This window comes from Achromobacter sp. ACM04, from assembly GCF_014851465.1.
Classification (GTDB): domain Bacteria; phylum Pseudomonadota; class Gammaproteobacteria; order Burkholderiales; family Burkholderiaceae_B; genus Achromobacter; species Achromobacter aegrifaciens.
Genome location: NZ_JACUZS010000004.1, coordinates 513299 through 527553, shown reverse-complemented (window position 1 = coordinate 527553; position 14255 = coordinate 513299). Strand labels below are relative to the sequence as shown.

Annotated in this window: 15 protein-coding genes and 1 riboswitch; of the genes, 8 read left to right on the top strand and 7 right to left on the bottom strand. The window is 67.0% G+C overall.

What is annotated here, in order from left to right:
• The first annotated feature begins 17 nt into the window (after positions 1 to 17).
• The 8 genes from leuC to metF all read left to right on the top strand — a co-directional run bounded on the left by leuC (position 18) and on the right by metF (position 7494).
• Entirely contained in the window at positions 18 to 1439 is a 1422-nt protein-coding gene (gene leuC, locus IB259_RS24340) for a 3-isopropylmalate dehydratase large subunit (protein ID WP_192330320.1), read from the top strand.
• On the top strand, positions 1436 to 2083 hold the full coding sequence (gene leuD / locus IB259_RS24335) for a 3-isopropylmalate dehydratase small subunit (protein ID WP_054457007.1): 648 nt from the start codon (positions 1436 to 1438) through the stop codon (positions 2081 to 2083). Before leuC ends, leuD begins: the two co-directional genes overlap by 4 nt.
• The gene (locus IB259_RS24330) at positions 2080 to 2967 is read left to right on the top strand and encodes an alpha/beta fold hydrolase (protein WP_175162366.1); all 888 of its coding nucleotides are present in this window, start codon (positions 2080 to 2082) and stop codon (positions 2965 to 2967) included. The genes leuD and IB259_RS24330 overlap by 4 nt, the downstream gene beginning before the upstream one ends.
• Before the next feature lie 111 nt (positions 2968 to 3078).
• Positions 3079 to 3315, top strand: coding sequence for a DUF1289 domain-containing protein (locus tag IB259_RS24325; protein ID WP_054457003.1), 237 nt, complete (start codon positions 3079 to 3081; stop codon positions 3313 to 3315).
• Positions 3316 to 3393: 78 nt separating this feature from the next.
• Positions 3394 to 4500, top strand: coding sequence for a glycosyltransferase family 1 protein (locus IB259_RS24320; protein WP_192330318.1), 1107 nt, complete (start codon positions 3394 to 3396; stop codon positions 4498 to 4500).
• A gap of 35 nt (positions 4501 to 4535) precedes the next feature.
• A riboswitch (S-adenosyl-L-homocysteine riboswitch) is annotated at positions 4536 to 4671 on the top strand.
• Positions 4672 to 4771: 100 nt separating this feature from the next.
• Complete coding sequence (gene ahcY / locus IB259_RS24315; protein WP_054457001.1) at positions 4772 to 6190, top strand: adenosylhomocysteinase; 1419 nt, start codon at positions 4772 to 4774, stop codon at positions 6188 to 6190.
• Positions 6191 to 6310: 120 nt separating this feature from the next.
• A complete protein-coding gene (locus IB259_RS24310) occupies positions 6311 to 6646 on the top strand; it encodes a phage holin family protein (protein WP_006389784.1) in 336 nt (111 codons plus the stop codon).
• Positions 6646 to 7494, top strand: a complete 849-nt coding sequence (gene metF / locus IB259_RS24305; RefSeq protein ID WP_119450159.1) for a methylenetetrahydrofolate reductase [NAD(P)H] — start codon at positions 6646 to 6648, stop codon at positions 7492 to 7494. The genes IB259_RS24310 and metF overlap by 1 nt, the downstream gene beginning before the upstream one ends.
• A gap of 68 nt (positions 7495 to 7562) precedes the next feature.
• On the opposite strand, the gene IB259_RS24300 is transcribed toward metF, so the two are convergent.
• The 7 genes from IB259_RS24300 to IB259_RS24270 all read right to left on the bottom strand — a co-directional run bounded on the left by IB259_RS24300 (position 7563) and on the right by IB259_RS24270 (position 14107).
• Positions 7563 to 8537: a tripartite tricarboxylate transporter substrate binding protein gene (locus tag IB259_RS24300; protein ID WP_119450160.1), complete on the bottom strand. Its 975-nt coding sequence runs from the start codon at positions 8535 to 8537 to the stop codon at positions 7563 to 7565.
• Positions 8538 to 8562: 25 nt separating this feature from the next.
• A complete protein-coding gene (locus IB259_RS24295; protein WP_119450161.1) occupies positions 8563 to 9720 on the bottom strand; it encodes a CaiB/BaiF CoA-transferase family protein in 1158 nt (385 codons plus the stop codon).
• Positions 9721 to 9722: 2 nt separating this feature from the next.
• Positions 9723 to 10577: a CoA ester lyase gene (locus IB259_RS24290; protein WP_119450162.1), complete on the bottom strand. Its 855-nt coding sequence runs from the start codon at positions 10575 to 10577 to the stop codon at positions 9723 to 9725.
• A 26-nt stretch (positions 10578 to 10603) separates the two neighbouring features.
• Positions 10604 to 11056, bottom strand: a complete 453-nt coding sequence (locus IB259_RS24285; protein ID WP_054456992.1) for a MaoC family dehydratase — start codon at positions 11054 to 11056, stop codon at positions 10604 to 10606.
• A gap of 301 nt (positions 11057 to 11357) precedes the next feature.
• A complete protein-coding gene (locus IB259_RS24280; protein ID WP_192330316.1) occupies positions 11358 to 12125 on the bottom strand; it encodes an IclR family transcriptional regulator in 768 nt (255 codons plus the stop codon).
• 57 nt (positions 12126 to 12182) lie between these two features.
• Entirely contained in the window at positions 12183 to 13181 is a 999-nt protein-coding gene (locus IB259_RS24275; RefSeq protein ID WP_125471146.1) for a tripartite tricarboxylate transporter substrate-binding protein, read from the bottom strand.
• 131 nt (positions 13182 to 13312) lie between these two features.
• Positions 13313 to 14107 (bottom strand): DUF3800 domain-containing protein, encoded by a 795-nt coding sequence (locus IB259_RS24270; RefSeq protein WP_192330314.1) that lies wholly within the window; start codon positions 14105 to 14107, stop codon positions 13313 to 13315.
• Between the last annotated feature and the right edge of the window lie 148 nt (positions 14108 to 14255).

Here is a 14255-nt window from a genome sequence, read left to right as displayed (position 1 = left end):
TACGAAGGACGCAAGACATGCCCGGCATGACGCTGTACGACAAACTGGTGGCCAGCCATGAGGTGGCCCGGATCGACGACGAGCACATCCTGCTCTACGTCGACCTGCACATCATGAACGAATACACCAGCCCGCAGGCCTTCAGCGGCCTGGCCGCGCGCGGGCGCGGCGTGCTGCGCCCCGGGCAGCAGATGGCGGTGGTGGACCACATCATCCCCACGCATCCGGTGCCGGCGGCACTGCGCGTGATCGCCGACGACGCTTCGTCGCGCCAGGCGCTGAACCTCAAGCGCAATTGCGACGAGCAGGGCATCGCGCTGTTCGACACCACCGATCCGCTGCAAGGCATCGAACACGTGATCGCGCCCGAGCATGGCATGGTGCTGCCGGGCATGGTGGTGCTGTGCGGTGACAGCCACACCACCACCTACGGCGCGCTGGGCGCGCTGGGCTTCGGCATCGGCACGTCCGAGGTCGAACACATATTGGCCACGCAGACGCTGGCGTACCGCGTGGCGCGCAACATGCGCATTCGCGTCGATGGCGCGCTGCCGGCCGGCGTCACCGCCAAGGACCTGGTGATCTGCGTCGTGCACCGCATCGGCGCGCAAGGCGCGCGCGGCCATGCGGTGGAGTTCTGCGGCGAGGCCATCGCCGCGCTCTCCGCCGAGGCCCGCATGACCTTGTGCAACATGACGGTGGAAGCCGGCGCGCGCGCCGCGCTGATCGCGCCGGACGCCATCACCGAGGCCTATGTCGCCGCGCATGCGCCCGAACTGCAAGGCGAGACGCTGGCCCAGGCGCGCGCCCATTGGGCCACGCTGCGCTCGGACGAAGATGCCGTGTTCGACGCCGAGCACGTGCTGGATGCCGCCGCGATCGCGCCCTTCGTCACCTGGGGCACCAGCCCGGACCAGGCCATGCCGGTGGATGGCGTGGTGCCGGACCCGCAGGCCGAGCCCGACGCGCTGGCCCGCCTGGCGCTGGAGAAGGCCATGGACTACATCGGCCTGGCGCCGGGTACGCCGATAGCTGGCGTGCCGATAGACCGCGTGTTCATCGGCTCCTGCACCAACGGACGCATCGAGGATCTGCGCGCGGCGGCAGCCGTGGTGCGCGGCCGCAAGGTGGCGGCCGGCGTGCGGGCCATGGTGGTGCCCGGATCGGGTGCGGTGCGCGCACAGGCCGAGGCCGAAGGCATTGCGGCGCAATTGATCGAGGCCGGCTTCGAATGGCGCCAGCCTGGCTGTTCCATGTGCCTGGCCATGAACGACGACGTGCTCAGCCCGGGCGAGCGCTGCGCCTCCACCACCAACCGCAATTTCGAAGGCCGGCAGGGGCGCGCGGGCCGCACGCACCTGATGTCTCCGGCGATGGCCGCCGCCGCCGCGCTGGCCGGCCGCATTGTCGACGTCCGCGTCTGGGAGCAACACGCATGACCGCAACCATCGAGGGCGTTGCCGCGCCGCTGCCTTTTTCCAATCTGGACACCGATCAGATCATGCCCAAGCAGTTTCTGCGCATCATCGACAAGGCAGGGCTGGACCGCGGCCTGCTGCATGACCTGCGCTTTGATGCGGGCGGCGCGCCCAGGCCCGATTTCGTGCTGAACCAGCCCGCCTATGCCGGGGCGTCCATCGTGGTCGCGGGGCCGAATTTCGGCTGCGGCTCCAGTCGCGAGCATGCGGTGTGGGGCTTGCAGCAGTTCGGCATCCGCGCGGTGATCGCGCCCAGCTTCGGCGAGATCTTCTACTTCAATGCCGTAAACAACGGCCTGCTGCTGATCAGCCTGGCGCCGGCCGAGATCGACGCCTTGCTCGCCAGGGTGTCCAATACGGCCACCAACCGCGTCAGCATCGATGTGGCGGCAGGGAGCGTCACCGCCATGGACGGCTGGACAGCGGCGTTCACGCTGCCAGAACGTCACCGCCGCATGTACGTGCAGGGGCAGGACATGGTGGGCGCCTCATTGCAGCAGCTGGACGAGGTGGAACGTTTCGAGGCCGGGCATTGGGCGCGGCACCCCTGGATGAAAGACCTGGCGCGCCGCGTGCGCGACCGCCTGGACCGAGAGGCCATATGACCGCATTCTTCGACCTGCCCGTGCGCCGCATCGCGGCCAACGGCATCGAGATCGCAGCCCGCGTCGACGGCGCTGGCCCGCCGTTGCTGTTGCTGCACGGCCATCCCCAGACCCACGCCATCTGGCATCGCGTCTGGCCGGAACTGACGCGCCACCGCACTTGCGTGGCGGCGGACCTGCGCGGCTACGGCGATAGCGACAAGCCTGCCGCATCGCCGGACCATTCTGCCCATTCCAAGCGCGAGATGGCGGCCGACATGATCGAGCTGATGCGCGCCCTGGGCCACGAGCGCTTCGAGGTGCTGGCGCACGACCGCGGCGCGCGCGTGGCGCACCGGCTGGCGCTGGACCATCCCGCCGCCGTCAGCCGCATGATGCTGCTGGACATCGCGCCCACGCTGGACATGTACGAAGGCACCACGCGCGCCTTCGCCCAGGCCTATTTCCACTGGTTCTGGCTGATCCAGCCGGCGCCGCTGCCCGAAACCATGATCCAGCGCGACCCGGTGTTCTACCTGCGTTCCGTGATGGGCGGACGGCCTGGCGGGCTGGCGCACTTTTCCGCCGAGGCCATGGCCGAGTACGAACGCGCGGCGCAACTGCCCGGCTGGGCCACGGGCATCTGCGAGGACTACCGCGCTTCCGCCACGCTGGACCTGGAGCACGACCGCGCCGGCCGGGAGGCCGGCGAACGCCTGCGCATGCCACTGCGTGCGCTGTGGGGCGAGCGCGGCGCGGTGGGCCGGAACTTCGACGTGCTGGCGCTGTGGCGCGCGATCGCCGACGAGGTGTCCGGAGGCCCGTTGCCGGGCGCGCACTATCTTGCAGAAGAGTGCCCGGACGCGCTGCTGGCGCAGGCCGGAGAGTTCTTCGGCTGGCGCTAGCGGCAGGGCTCGGCCCGCATGTAGCACCCCGCGCGCGGACAGGCATTCAAGTCCGGGCGGGGCATAGGGCCTTCTAAAAGGGGACGCACTGCCGGTGTTAACCTACGCCCGATGAATCAGCACCACGTCGACCTCTCCAAACTCCCCGACGCCGAAGACGCGCAACGCGCCTTCAAGGCTTCGGATTCGCCCTGCGTGGCCGTCTGCTCCACGCTGTTTGACGACATCTGCCGCGGCTGCGGCCGCACCGCCATGGAAGTCGCCAACTGGGTGTTCATGACGGAAGAGGAAAAGCGCGAAGTCTGGGTGCGCATCACGGCGCAAGGGTATCCCCGCCGCAACAACTAGCCGGCGGCCGCGCAGGCCGTCTTGGGCATGTCACATGGCGCGGGCTAAATCGCGCTATTGCCCACTTCCGGCTCCATCATGCGCATCGTCCTGGTCACGGATGCCTGGCATCCGCAAGTCAATGGCGTCGTCCGCACCTGGACGACCATGCAGCAGATCCTCGGAGAATGGGGCCACGAGCTGATCGTGGTGAACCCGCAGGGCAGCCGCACCGTGCCGGCGCCTTCCGAGCCCGACCTGCGGCTGTGTCTGCAGCCCGGCCGGCAATTGCGCCGCATCCTGGGCGACCTCGTGCCCGACGCCCTGCATATCGCCACCGAAGGTCCGCTGGGACTGGTCGCCCGCCGCATGGCGCTGGCGCGGGGCTGGCGCTTCACGACTTCGTTCCACACCATGTTCCCGGACTACCTGCAGGCGCGCATGGGCATCCCGGCGGCCTTGCCCTGGCGCTATCTGCGCTGGTTTCACCGGCCCTCACAGCGGGTGCTGGTGCCGACGCCCACGGTGCGCGACGTGCTGGCGCGGCGCGGCCTCGCCAACCTGCAGATCTGGTCGCGCGGGGTGGACCCGCGCAAGTTTCAGCCGGGGGCGGGCCAGGCCTTCCCGGACCTGCCCCGTCCCGTATTCCTGAGCGTGGGCCGCGTGGCGCGCGAGAAGAATCTGGACGCCTTCCTGTCGCTGGACCTGCCGGGCAGCAAGGTAGTGGTGGGGGCGGGGCCGGATGAGGCGCGGCTGAAGAAGCGCTTTCCCGACGCAATTTTCCTGGGCATGCGGCAAGACGAAGCGCTGCCGGCGCTCTACGGGTCGGCCGACGCCTTTGTCTTCCCCAGCCTGACGGACACCTTCGGTCTGGTCATGCTGGAGGCCATGGCCTGCGGCACGCCGGTGGCCGCTTTCCGCAGCGAAGCGCCGCTGGCGGTGGTGACCCAGGGCGTCACCGGTTTCCTGGACGAAGACCTGGCCCATGCCTGCCGCTCGGCCCTGTCGCTGGACCGCCATGCGGTGCGCGAACATGCCCTGACGCGCAGCTGGGACTCGGTGGCCGCGACCCTGCTGGCTGCACTGGTGCCGCTGGATGGGAGCGCCCGCGGCGCGGAACATGCCGAGGCGTCGTGCGTCCCTGAAGGGGCCATGCTTGCGCGGCGGCCGGGTGGCGAAATGCCCGCCAGGGAGCCAGGGGTTTGATCCCTGGCGCACGGTTCCCGGGTACAATGCCCGGCAATCCTGAGGAGCGTTGCGACGACCCTGCGGTTCCCGCCAGCCGGCACGGCAAGCGGAGCCAGGCTCGCCAGGCTCAGGAATCCTTGTTCAAGCGGCGCGCCTTGCGCGGCGCTACAGCAACGGCGCTCACCTTTGTCGCATATGGCGGGAAAGGCGAGCACTCGACCTTCGTGGTGCCTTCGCGTTGTCCGGCCATATCCTGCGCCGTTCGTATTTCACGTGGAGCCTACACACCATGAACGCTGTGACCGATAAATCCTTCTCCGACTACCTCGTCGCCGACATGTCGCTGGCCGGCTGGGGCCGCCGCGAACTCGCCATCGCCGAAACCGAAATGCCCGGCCTGATGGCCATCCGTGAGGAATTCGCCGCCAAGCAGCCGCTCAAGGGCGCGCGCATCGCCGGCAGCCTGCACATGACCATCCAGACCGGCGTGCTGATCGAAACGCTGGTGGCCCTGGGCGCCGAAGTGCGCTGGGCCTCGTGCAACATCTTCTCCACGCAGGACCACGCCGCCGCCGCCATCGCCGCGTCGGGCACCCCGGTCTTCGCCGTCAAGGGCGAAACGCTGGAAGAGTACTGGCAGTACACCCACAAGATCTTCGAATGGCCCAATGGCGAAAACGCCAACATGATCCTCGACGACGGCGGCGACGCCACCTTGATGCTGCACCTGGGCACCAAGGCCGAGAAGGACATCTCGGTGCTGGCCAACCCGGGCAGCGACGAAGAGCGCATCCTGTTCGCCGCCATCAAGGAAACCCTCAAGCGCGATCCCAAGTGGTATTCGACCCGCCTGGCCCTGATCAAGGGCGTGACGGAAGAAACCACCACCGGCGTGCATCGCCTGTACCAGATGTCGCAAAAGGGCGAGCTGGCCTTTGCCGCCATCAACGTCAACGACTCGGTCACCAAGTCCAAGTTCGACAACCTGTACGGCTGCCGTGAATCGCTGGTCGACGGCATCAAGCGCGCCACCGACGTAATGGTCGCCGGCAAGGTTGCCGTCGTGGCCGGCTACGGCGACGTGGGCAAGGGCTGCGCCCAGGCGCTGGTCGCGCTGCGCGCCCAGGTCTGGGTCACCGAAGTCGATCCGATCTGCGCCCTGCAGGCCGCCATGGAAGGCTTCAAGGTCGTGACCATGGAAGAAGCCGCCGCGCACGGCGACATCTTCGTCACCGCCACCGGTAACTACCACGTCATCACGCGTGAGCACATGAACGCCATGAAGGACCAGGCCATCGTGTGCAACATCGGCCACTTCGACAACGAAATCGACGTCGCCAGCCTGGCCGACTGCAAGTGGGAAGAGATCAAGCCGCAAGTCGACCACGTCATCTTCCCGGACGGCAAGCGCATCATCCTGCTGGCCCAGGGCCGCCTGGTGAACCTGGGTTGCGCCACTGGCCACCCGTCGTTCGTGATGTCGTCCTCGTTCGCCAACCAGACCATCGCCCAGATCGAGCTGTTCACGCGCAACGAAGCCTACCAGTCGGGTCAGGTCTACGTGCTGCCCAAGCACCTGGACGAGAAGGTCGCCCGCCTGCACCTGAAGAAGCTGGGCGTGAAGCTCACGACGCTGCGCCAGGATCAGGCCGACTACATCAACGTGCCGGTCGAAGGCCCCTACAAGCCCGAGCACTACCGCTATTGATGGTTGTAGCAAAATAGGAAAGTGCCGCGCCATGCCGGCGCGGGCTTTCCGGTCCGCAGGACCCCTGTCGCGTACGTATCGCCGCGGCAGGGCCGGCGGGCTCACAACAGGAGATCGAACATGGCATTGATACTCGTCTGGATCCTGAACGCGGTGGCCCTGCTGGCCGTGGCCTACCTGCTGCCCGGCATCACCGTGGCCAGCTTCGGATCGGCGCTCATCGCCGCGCTGGTGCTGGGCCTGGTGAACATGCTGGTCAAACCGGTGCTGGTGCTGCTGACACTGCCCATCACGATCGTCACTCTCGGTCTCTTCCTCATCGTCATCAACGCCTTGTTGTTCTGGTTCGTCGGCTCCGTGCTGAAGGGCTTCCAGGTCAACGGGTTCTGGTGGGCCGTGGGCGGTGCGATCCTGTACAGCATCATCTCTGGCCTGCTCACGAAGCTGATCCCCTAATGTCTGACTCGACTACTCCCGCTTTCAGTCTGGAATTTTTCCCTCCGCGCGACCTGGCCGGCCAGGAGCGGCTGGTGCGCGCGGCCAAGCAGATGCTGGCCATCCAGCCCAAGTACGTCAGCGTGACCTTCGGCGCGGGCGGCTCCACCCGCGCCGGCACGGCGGACGCCGTGCGCACGCTGCGCAACCTGGGCTGCGAGGCGGCGCCGCACCTGTCGTGCGTCGGCGCCACGCGCCAGGATCTGCGGGACATCCTCCAGGCCTACAAGAACGAGGGCGTGCGGCGCGTGGTGGCCCTGCGCGGCGACCTGCCCTCGGGCATGGGCGGCGATGCGGGCGAACTGCGCTACGCCAACGAGCTGGTGTCGTTCATCCGCGAGGAAACGGGCGACTGGTTCCACATCGAAGTGGCGGCCTATCCCGAAATGCATCCCCAGGCGGCCAATCCCTCCGCCGACCTGAACCATTTCGTGAACAAGGTGAAAGCCGGCGCCGACGCCGCGATCACGCAGTACTTCTTCAACGCCGACGCCTACTTCGACTTCGTCGACCGGGCCCAGGCCAAGGGTGTGAACGTGCCCATCGTGCCGGGCATCATGCCCATCACGAACCACACGCAGCTGCTGCGCTTCTCGGAAATGTGCGGCGCGGAAGTGCCGCGCTGGATCCGCCTGCGCCTGGCCGAGTTCGGCGACGACAAGGCCTCCATCCGCGCCTTTGGCGTGGACGTGGTGACCGAACTGTGCCAGACGCTGCTGGACAACGGCGCGCCGGGCCTGCATTTCTACACCTTGAACCATGCGGAAGCGCCGCTGGCGGTGTGGAAGGAGCTAGCGGTGCAGGCGTAACAGGCTGCACTCGCCATAAAGGCCAAGCCCACCCGCGAGGGTGGGCTTTTCTTTGGGCAGCCCGCTGCTTACTCGGGTTGGATTCCCGCCTGCCGGATCTGCTGACCCCAGGCGTCGTACTGGCCGCGCACGAATTGCTGCAAGGGATCACCCGTGGCCAGGTCGGGCTCCATGCCCATGGCGCGCAGTTTTTCCTGGATCGCAGGCTCGCGCATCGTGGCCGTCAGTTGCTCGGACCACCACTTCGCCGCCTCGGGCGCGAGGCCGCCGGGGCCGGCCACGCCGATCCAGCCGGTCAGGTCCAGGCTGCCCATGCCAAGTTCCTGGGCGGTGGGAACGGAGGGCAGGATGGTCGAGCGCTTGTTGGAAACCAGGGCCACGGCGTTCAGGTTCTTGGCGCGGATCTGCGGCAGCACGGCCCCCAGGTCGGCCGCCACGAAATCGATGCGCCCGCCCAGCAGATCGGTGATGGCTGCCGGTTGGCCCTTATAGGGCACGGCCAGCACCTCGGCGCCCGCTGCGCGGCTGAACGCCGCCGCGACCACCTGGCCCGTGCCCGAGCCATAGCCGCTGGTCACCGAATTCGGCTTTTCCTTGGCTGTCGCCACCAGTTGGCGCGCGTCGCCATGCTGGCCTGCGGCGCGCGTGACGATGACCACGTCGAAGCGCACCACGCGCCCGACCTGGGTGAAGTCCTTCATGGCGTCATAGCGCTGGAAGGCCTTGGACAGGTAGGGGCCGGACGAGCTGGTGGCGCTGGAACTCGGCATCATGGTGTAGCCGTCGGGCGCGGCCCGCGCCACCGTGTCCACGCCCAGCACGCCCAGCGCGCCGGGCTTGTTCTCGACGATGATCTGCGCGCCGGTGCGGGCGCGGATATCGTCCACCACCACGCGCGAGACGTTGTCGATGGTGCTGCCGGCGGGAAAGCCGACCACGAAATGGATGGGCTTGTCCGCCTGCGGATAGCCGGGGGCTGCGCCTGTCAGGGACGGCAGGCACAGCGCGGCGGCGATCAGGGCGGATCGGATGTTGTTTTTCATGTCTGTCTCCTCGTGCTTTGGAACCTTAGGACGTCCGGCCGGCCTGGGCTTCCGCCAGGATCTCGGCTGTGTGTTCGCCCAGGCCGGGCGGATGCCGCCGGATCTCTGCCGGCGTGCGGCTGAAGCGGACGGGCAGGCCCGCCTGGATCAGGCGCCCTTCGGTGGGGTGCTCGGATTCATGCCAGAAGCCGGTGGCCCGCAAGTGCGGGTCGGCCAGCAGTTCCTCGAAGCCGTTGACCGGCGCATAGGGGATGTCGGCGGTCGCCAGCAGTTCGATCCATTGCGCGGTGGTGCGCTTGCCCAGCACGCCTTCGACGTAGCTGTACAGCTCGGGAAAATGCTTGCTGCGGCTGTTGAGCGTCAGGTAGCGCGGGTCCTGCGCCATCTCGGGGTTGCCAGCCAGCGCAAAGAAGCGCTGCCATTGCGGCGTGGTGTAAGGCACCACGCTCATGTAGCCGTCCTGCGTGCGGAACGGGCGGCGGTACTCATTGAGCAGGCGTGTGTAGCCCGCCGGCCCTTCGGGCGGCACGAAGGTCAGCCCGGCCAGATGTTCCGGCGCCAGGAAGGCCACCATGCATTCGAACATCGGCACTTCCACGGCCTGGCCGCCCGCGCCGCGCTCGCGCGCCAGCAGGGCGCTGGTGACGGCGTTGGCCACGTACAGCGCCACCACCTTGTCGGCGACCACGGAATTGACATAGCGCGGCGCCTGCTCGCCCGCGCCGCCCTGCAGCCAGGCCATGCCCGACGCGGCCTGGATGGTGTCGTCGATGGCGGCGCGTCCCGCATAAGGGCCTTGCTCCGAATAGCCATAGCAGGCGCAATAGACCAGTTCGGGAAAACGGGGCTGCAGCGTCGCGTAATCCAGGCCCAGGCGGCGCATCGCCGGGGCGCGCATGTTGGAGATGAAGACGTCGGCGCCGCCGATCAGCGCGTCCAGTTGCGCACGGCCTTCGGGGGTCTTGGCATCGATCACCGCGCTGCGCTTATTGCGGTTCAGGTTCAGATGGGTATGGCTCATGGCGGCATGGCGCTGGGGGGTGACGTGACGGAACACGTCGCCCTCGGCGGATTCCACCTTGATGACGTCGGCGCCCATGTCGCCCAGCATCTGGGTGGCCATGGGCCCCATGCCGACGCTGGTCATGTCGACGACGCGTATGCCGTGCAGTGGTCCGGGCATGTTCAATCCTCCCCCAGCAGGCGGCGAGCCAGGCGCAGGTGCGGGCGGTCGATCATCTTGCCGTCCAGCCGCAAGGTGCCCGCGCCCGGGTTGGCGGCGAAGGCGGCAATGACCGCGCGGGCCCATTGCAATTGGCCGTCGTCCGGGCTCAGCGCCGCGTTGACCGCGGCTACGTGGCGCGGATGGATGGCCATCTTGCCGACGAAGCCGTCGCGAAAGGCTTCGCCGGCCTCGGCTGCCAGAACCTCGGGCGCGTCCAGGTCGACGCAGACCGTATCGATGGCTCGCACGCCGGCCGCGGCGGCCGACATCAGGCACAGCGAGCGCGCCAGACGGAAGGGCTCCGTGTAGCGGCCCGCCTCGCGGTTGCGCAGCGCGCCGACGTCGGCGGCCAGGTCTTCCGCACCCCAGGACAGCCCCCACAGCCGCGGCGTGGCGTCGCGGTAGTCGTGCAGGCTGAACAGGGACTGCGCAGTCTCGGTGACGATGGCGAGGATGCGTGTGACGCCTGGGGCCGTGCCGGCCGTGGCCTCGAAGGCGTCCAGATAGTGCGACAGGTGCAGGAGACCATCGCGGCCGGCGCATTTGGGCAGCACGATGCCGTAGGGGGTGGCGGGCATCACGGCGGCCAGATCGGCCAGGGCGTCGCCGCCCTCCAGCGCGTTGATGCGCACCCATAGTTGTTTGCCTGCCGCGCCGCGTTCCAGCATGGCGCGGACTTCCTTGCGCGCAGCAGGCTTCTGGTCCGGGGCGACGGAGTCTTCCAGGTCCAGGATCAGGGCATCGGCGGCGCTGGCGGCCGCGTGATCGAACTTGCGCCCGGAATCGCCGGGCACGAACAGCAGGGAGCGGGTCATCGTGGTCCTCCTGGACGGCGGCAAGCTCAGGCCGGACGCTTGCGCATCAAGGCCGAACGCTTGCACGTGGCCACGACTTCGTCGCGATGGTTCAGCGCGGTGTGCTCGAACTCGACGATGCCCGCGTTGGGGCGCGATTTGCTCTCGCGCACCGACAGCACGCGGGTGTGCACATGCAAGGTGTCGCCAGCGAAAACCGGCTTGGGGAAGTTCACGTCGGTCATGCCCAGATTGGCCACGGTGGTGCCCAAGGTGGTGTCGTTGACCGTCATGCCGATCAGCAGGCCCAGCGTGAACAGGCTGTTGACCAGGGGCTTGCCGAACTCCGTCTGCGCGGCGAAATGCGCGTCCAGATGCAGCGGCTGCACGTTCATCGTCAGGGAACTGAACAGCACGTTGTCCATTTCGGTCAGGGTGCGGGTCCAGGCATGCTCGAACGCCTGCCCGGGCGAAAACTGTTCGTAATAAAGGCCAGCCATGTTCTTTCCTTCATGTAGAGAGCGCCGGGGTATTGGCCCGGAATTCGAGCGGCCGCTACCGGTAATCCCGATCCGCGTTCTTACTCTTGAACAAAAGTTTATATTCATGAACGAAGGCGGGCAATGGTTTTGGCTAGTCGTAAACCCGCAGGAGCCTGCGCAGCCGCGGAGGACGCAGGCGCGCGCGGCCAGCGCGGGTGACGCGGCGGAAAGCAGGAAGGGGAGGTAAAGGCGCGGCCGCCAGGCGCCTCTCGGGGCAGCCAGGCGGCCGGAGCGGCGAAAGCCCTTTTAGGGGCTGGCCTTAGTAGGCAGTCACGGCGGGCGCCGGGCTGTCCAGGCGTTGCGTGAGTTCGCGGCCGGCGGCAAGCAAGGTCTGGCCGATGAGGTCGGCGCGGGAGGCGGAACGGTCCAGCGGAGCGCCCACGACCAGCGCCAGCACGGCGCCGTACAACACCAGCGGCGCGGCAACCGACAGGGTATCGGCCTGATGCTCCGCCAGATTGACGTGCCAGCCGCGCTGGGCTTCGGAATCGATCAGCTGCAGCAGTTGCTTGTGGGTCTTGACCGTCTTGCTGGTATAGCGGTCCAGGGGCAGGCGCGCGACCAGCGCCTCGCGTTCGGCAGGCGGCATGGCGCCCAGCAGGGCACGCCCGGAGGCCGATGCATGCAGCGGTTTTTGCTGGCCGACCCTGGCCGTGAAGCGCACGATGCGTTCGGGCTCGGCCACGTCCAGGTAGACCACCTGGTCGCCCGACCGTTGCGCCAGGATCAGGGTCTCGTCCAATTCGTCGCGCAGCGCCTCCAGCGTGGGCCGGATGCGTGTGGTCAGCTGGTCATGCTCGGCCACCGTGCGGGCCTCGTTCAGCCAGCGGCGAGTGAGGTAATAACGGCCCGCAGTCTGATGCGCGTAGCCGTCGCCTTCCAGCGTGTCCAGCAAGGCCAGGCAGCTGGACTTGGGGATGCCCAGTCCGGCCGAAAGCTGCGACAGCGTGGCCGGCGCCCGCGTCGCGGCGAAGAATTGCAGGATGTCCAGGACGCGCCTGGCGCTTTTTACGTCGTTCGTACTCATGCACGCGAATATATATTCATGAACGGACAGCAGCAACCGCCGCCGCCCGCCGCGCCATCAGTCCGCGTACACCCCCGCCTTGCGGATGATGCCGCCCCATTTGTCGACCTCGGATTGCAGCCAGGTCTGCAGGCCCTGCGGCGTCTGCTTGGATTCCGGCACGATCTCGGCGCCCAGTTCCGCCATCTTCTGCGTGAAGGCAGGATCCTTCAGCGCGGCGCGCAGGGCCTCGTTGAACTTCGCGACGGCTTCTGGCGGCGTGCCCTTGGGCGCGTAGACGCCATGCCACACCTTGACCTCGAAGCCCTTCAGGCCGTTCTCCTGCAGGGTCGGCGCATCAGGCAGCGTCTTGATGCGCTCCAGCGTGGTGACGCCGTACAGCTTCACGCGGTCGGCCTTGATCTGCGGAATGGTCTGGGTGGTCTGATCGCACAGCACGTCCACCTGGCCGCCCAGCAGCGCGGTCATCGCCGGCGCCGTGCCGGCATAGGGCACGGTGGTGAACTGCACGCCCAGCGATTCCTGCAGCAGCATGCCGCAGAGCTGCGACACCGCGCCCAGGCCGGCGTTGGCCAGGTTGATCTTGTTGCCGTTTTCCTTGGCGTACTTGATGAAGTCCTTCATGCCGTCCGCGGGCAGGTCCTTGCGGCCCAGCAGCGTCATGGGCACGTCGGCCACCTGGCCGACATAGGCGAAGTCCGTCAGCGGGTTGAACGACAGCTTGCGGTACAGCGCCGGCGCGGTGGCCATGCCGTTGTGGTGGATCAGGAAGGTGTAGCCATCGGGCGCGGCGCGCGCCACGTGCTGCGACGCCAGCGTGCCGCCGGCGCCTGTGCGGTTCTCGATGATGATGCTTTGGCCCAGCGTCTTGGACATGGATGCGCCCAGACTGCGCGCCACCACATCGGTCGGCCCGCCCGCTGCGAACGGCACGACCAGCGAAATGGGATGATTGGGATAGGCGCCTTGCGCGCCGGCGGCGCCGGAAACCAGGCAGGACAGGGCCAGCACGGGCCATGCTGCACGCTTGAGGGCGCGCGCGTAGATAGGGGGCATGTCTCGCTCCTTGTGGTGTTGTCGGGGCCCCCAAGGCAAAGCATGACGGCCGGACACCAGTGTGGCGCGACAGCGCCCGGATGAGAATTCGCGGTTCCGCAAGCCGGGTTTCGGCTGCTGGAAAGGAGGGTTTACGCGGAAGGCGATATGAGCGGGGGATTTTCCTGCTCTTCCTGCGAACCGAGTCCGCTGCACGGGAGGGCCGCGGCTTGCACGCGGTCATGAAAGTAACGGTGAAAAATCTCCCAGTCCCGGTACTGCGCGGACGCCACCTGGAAGGCGCACAGCCGGCCCACCAAGCTGCAGATCCAGTCAGCACATTGAAGGGTCTGGAACAGGTGGCTCTCACCTTGAATCAGCGGCTCGACCAGCGTTCTGCATCGGTCGGTGGCATCTTCGAACATCGCCAGCGTGCAGGCTTCGACATTCATTTCGCGCCATCGGCTGCCCGCCTGTTGCTCGTCGATCAAAAGCATGAAGGTGGCCTGCCTTGCCGAGAAAAAGCGATCCGCGCGCCGGACTATGCGTAGCAATTGCTGCTTGAAGATCTCCGCGGGTTGATGCGATGCCGCGTCTGTTGTCTTTTGCTCGCCGCTGTAAATCACGTGTCCGCCAATCTGTCTGATCCGGTTCAGCAAACGCCCCGTTGCGGTCCGCAACTGCTGGTACTTTTCAACATTCCGGACGGTATAGAGTTGCGCGCCCTTCTTTTCCCAGCGGTACGCAGGTTGGTCTTGCCGTTCCAGTTCGAACTTCAATAGATGGCATTTCAGTTTGTAGAAGTAGATGGCGAATTCGCGCACGGATTCAACAGGCAGGACCAACCCCCCGAAGCCGAACACCGGGCTTGTCCGGTGCTTGTCGTGATCACGAGGGACGAATGGGCCAATGTGGCCGAACTCGTCCAGATACATGACGTAATGCATGACGTAACCCTTTGTCCGACACGTGGCTTGCATACGAATCGAAGCAGTGTAGGGCGCGGGAGACGGCTGGCTTTCCTTCAGTGAATGGAAAGATCGCACCCAAATTCAAAATGGCAACGATTCATGCCGCACAAAAACACGAAAGCCC

What these genes read in the sequence shown, in the direction of transcription:
- IB259_RS24325 (WP_054457003.1), top strand. Translation starts at nt 3,079, where the DNA reads ATGAATCAGCACCACGTCGACCTCTCCAAACTCCCCGACGCCGAAGAC.
- leuD (WP_054457007.1), top strand. Translation starts at nt 1,436, where the DNA reads ATGACCGCAACCATCGAGGGCGTTGCCGCGCCGCTGCCTTTTTCCAAT.
- ahcY (WP_054457001.1), top strand. Translation starts at nt 4,772, where the DNA reads ATGAACGCTGTGACCGATAAATCCTTCTCCGACTACCTCGTCGCCGAC.
- IB259_RS24290 (WP_119450162.1), bottom strand. Translation starts at nt 10,577, where the DNA reads ATGACCCGCTCCCTGCTGTTCGTGCCCGGCGATTCCGGGCGCAAGTTC.
- IB259_RS24280 (WP_192330316.1), bottom strand. Translation starts at nt 12,125, where the DNA reads ATGAGTACGAACGACGTAAAAAGCGCCAGGCGCGTCCTGGACATCCTG.
- IB259_RS24295 (WP_119450161.1), bottom strand. Translation starts at nt 9,720, where the DNA reads ATGCCCGGACCACTGCACGGCATACGCGTCGTCGACATGACCAGCGTC.
- IB259_RS24270 (WP_192330314.1), bottom strand. Translation starts at nt 14,107, where the DNA reads ATGCATTACGTCATGTATCTGGACGAGTTCGGCCACATTGGCCCATTC.
- leuC (WP_192330320.1), top strand. Translation starts at nt 18, where the DNA reads ATGCCCGGCATGACGCTGTACGACAAACTGGTGGCCAGCCATGAGGTG.
- IB259_RS24300 (WP_119450160.1), bottom strand. Translation starts at nt 8,537, where the DNA reads ATGAAAAACAACATCCGATCCGCCCTGATCGCCGCCGCGCTGTGCCTG.
- IB259_RS24275 (WP_125471146.1), bottom strand. Translation starts at nt 13,181, where the DNA reads ATGCCCCCTATCTACGCGCGCGCCCTCAAGCGTGCAGCATGGCCCGTG.
- IB259_RS24310 (WP_006389784.1), top strand. Translation starts at nt 6,311, where the DNA reads ATGGCATTGATACTCGTCTGGATCCTGAACGCGGTGGCCCTGCTGGCC.
- metF (WP_119450159.1), top strand. Translation starts at nt 6,646, where the DNA reads ATGTCTGACTCGACTACTCCCGCTTTCAGTCTGGAATTTTTCCCTCCG.
- IB259_RS24330 (WP_175162366.1), top strand. Translation starts at nt 2,080, where the DNA reads ATGACCGCATTCTTCGACCTGCCCGTGCGCCGCATCGCGGCCAACGGC.
- IB259_RS24285 (WP_054456992.1), bottom strand. Translation starts at nt 11,056, where the DNA reads ATGGCTGGCCTTTATTACGAACAGTTTTCGCCCGGGCAGGCGTTCGAG.
- IB259_RS24320 (WP_192330318.1), top strand. Translation starts at nt 3,394, where the DNA reads ATGCGCATCGTCCTGGTCACGGATGCCTGGCATCCGCAAGTCAATGGC.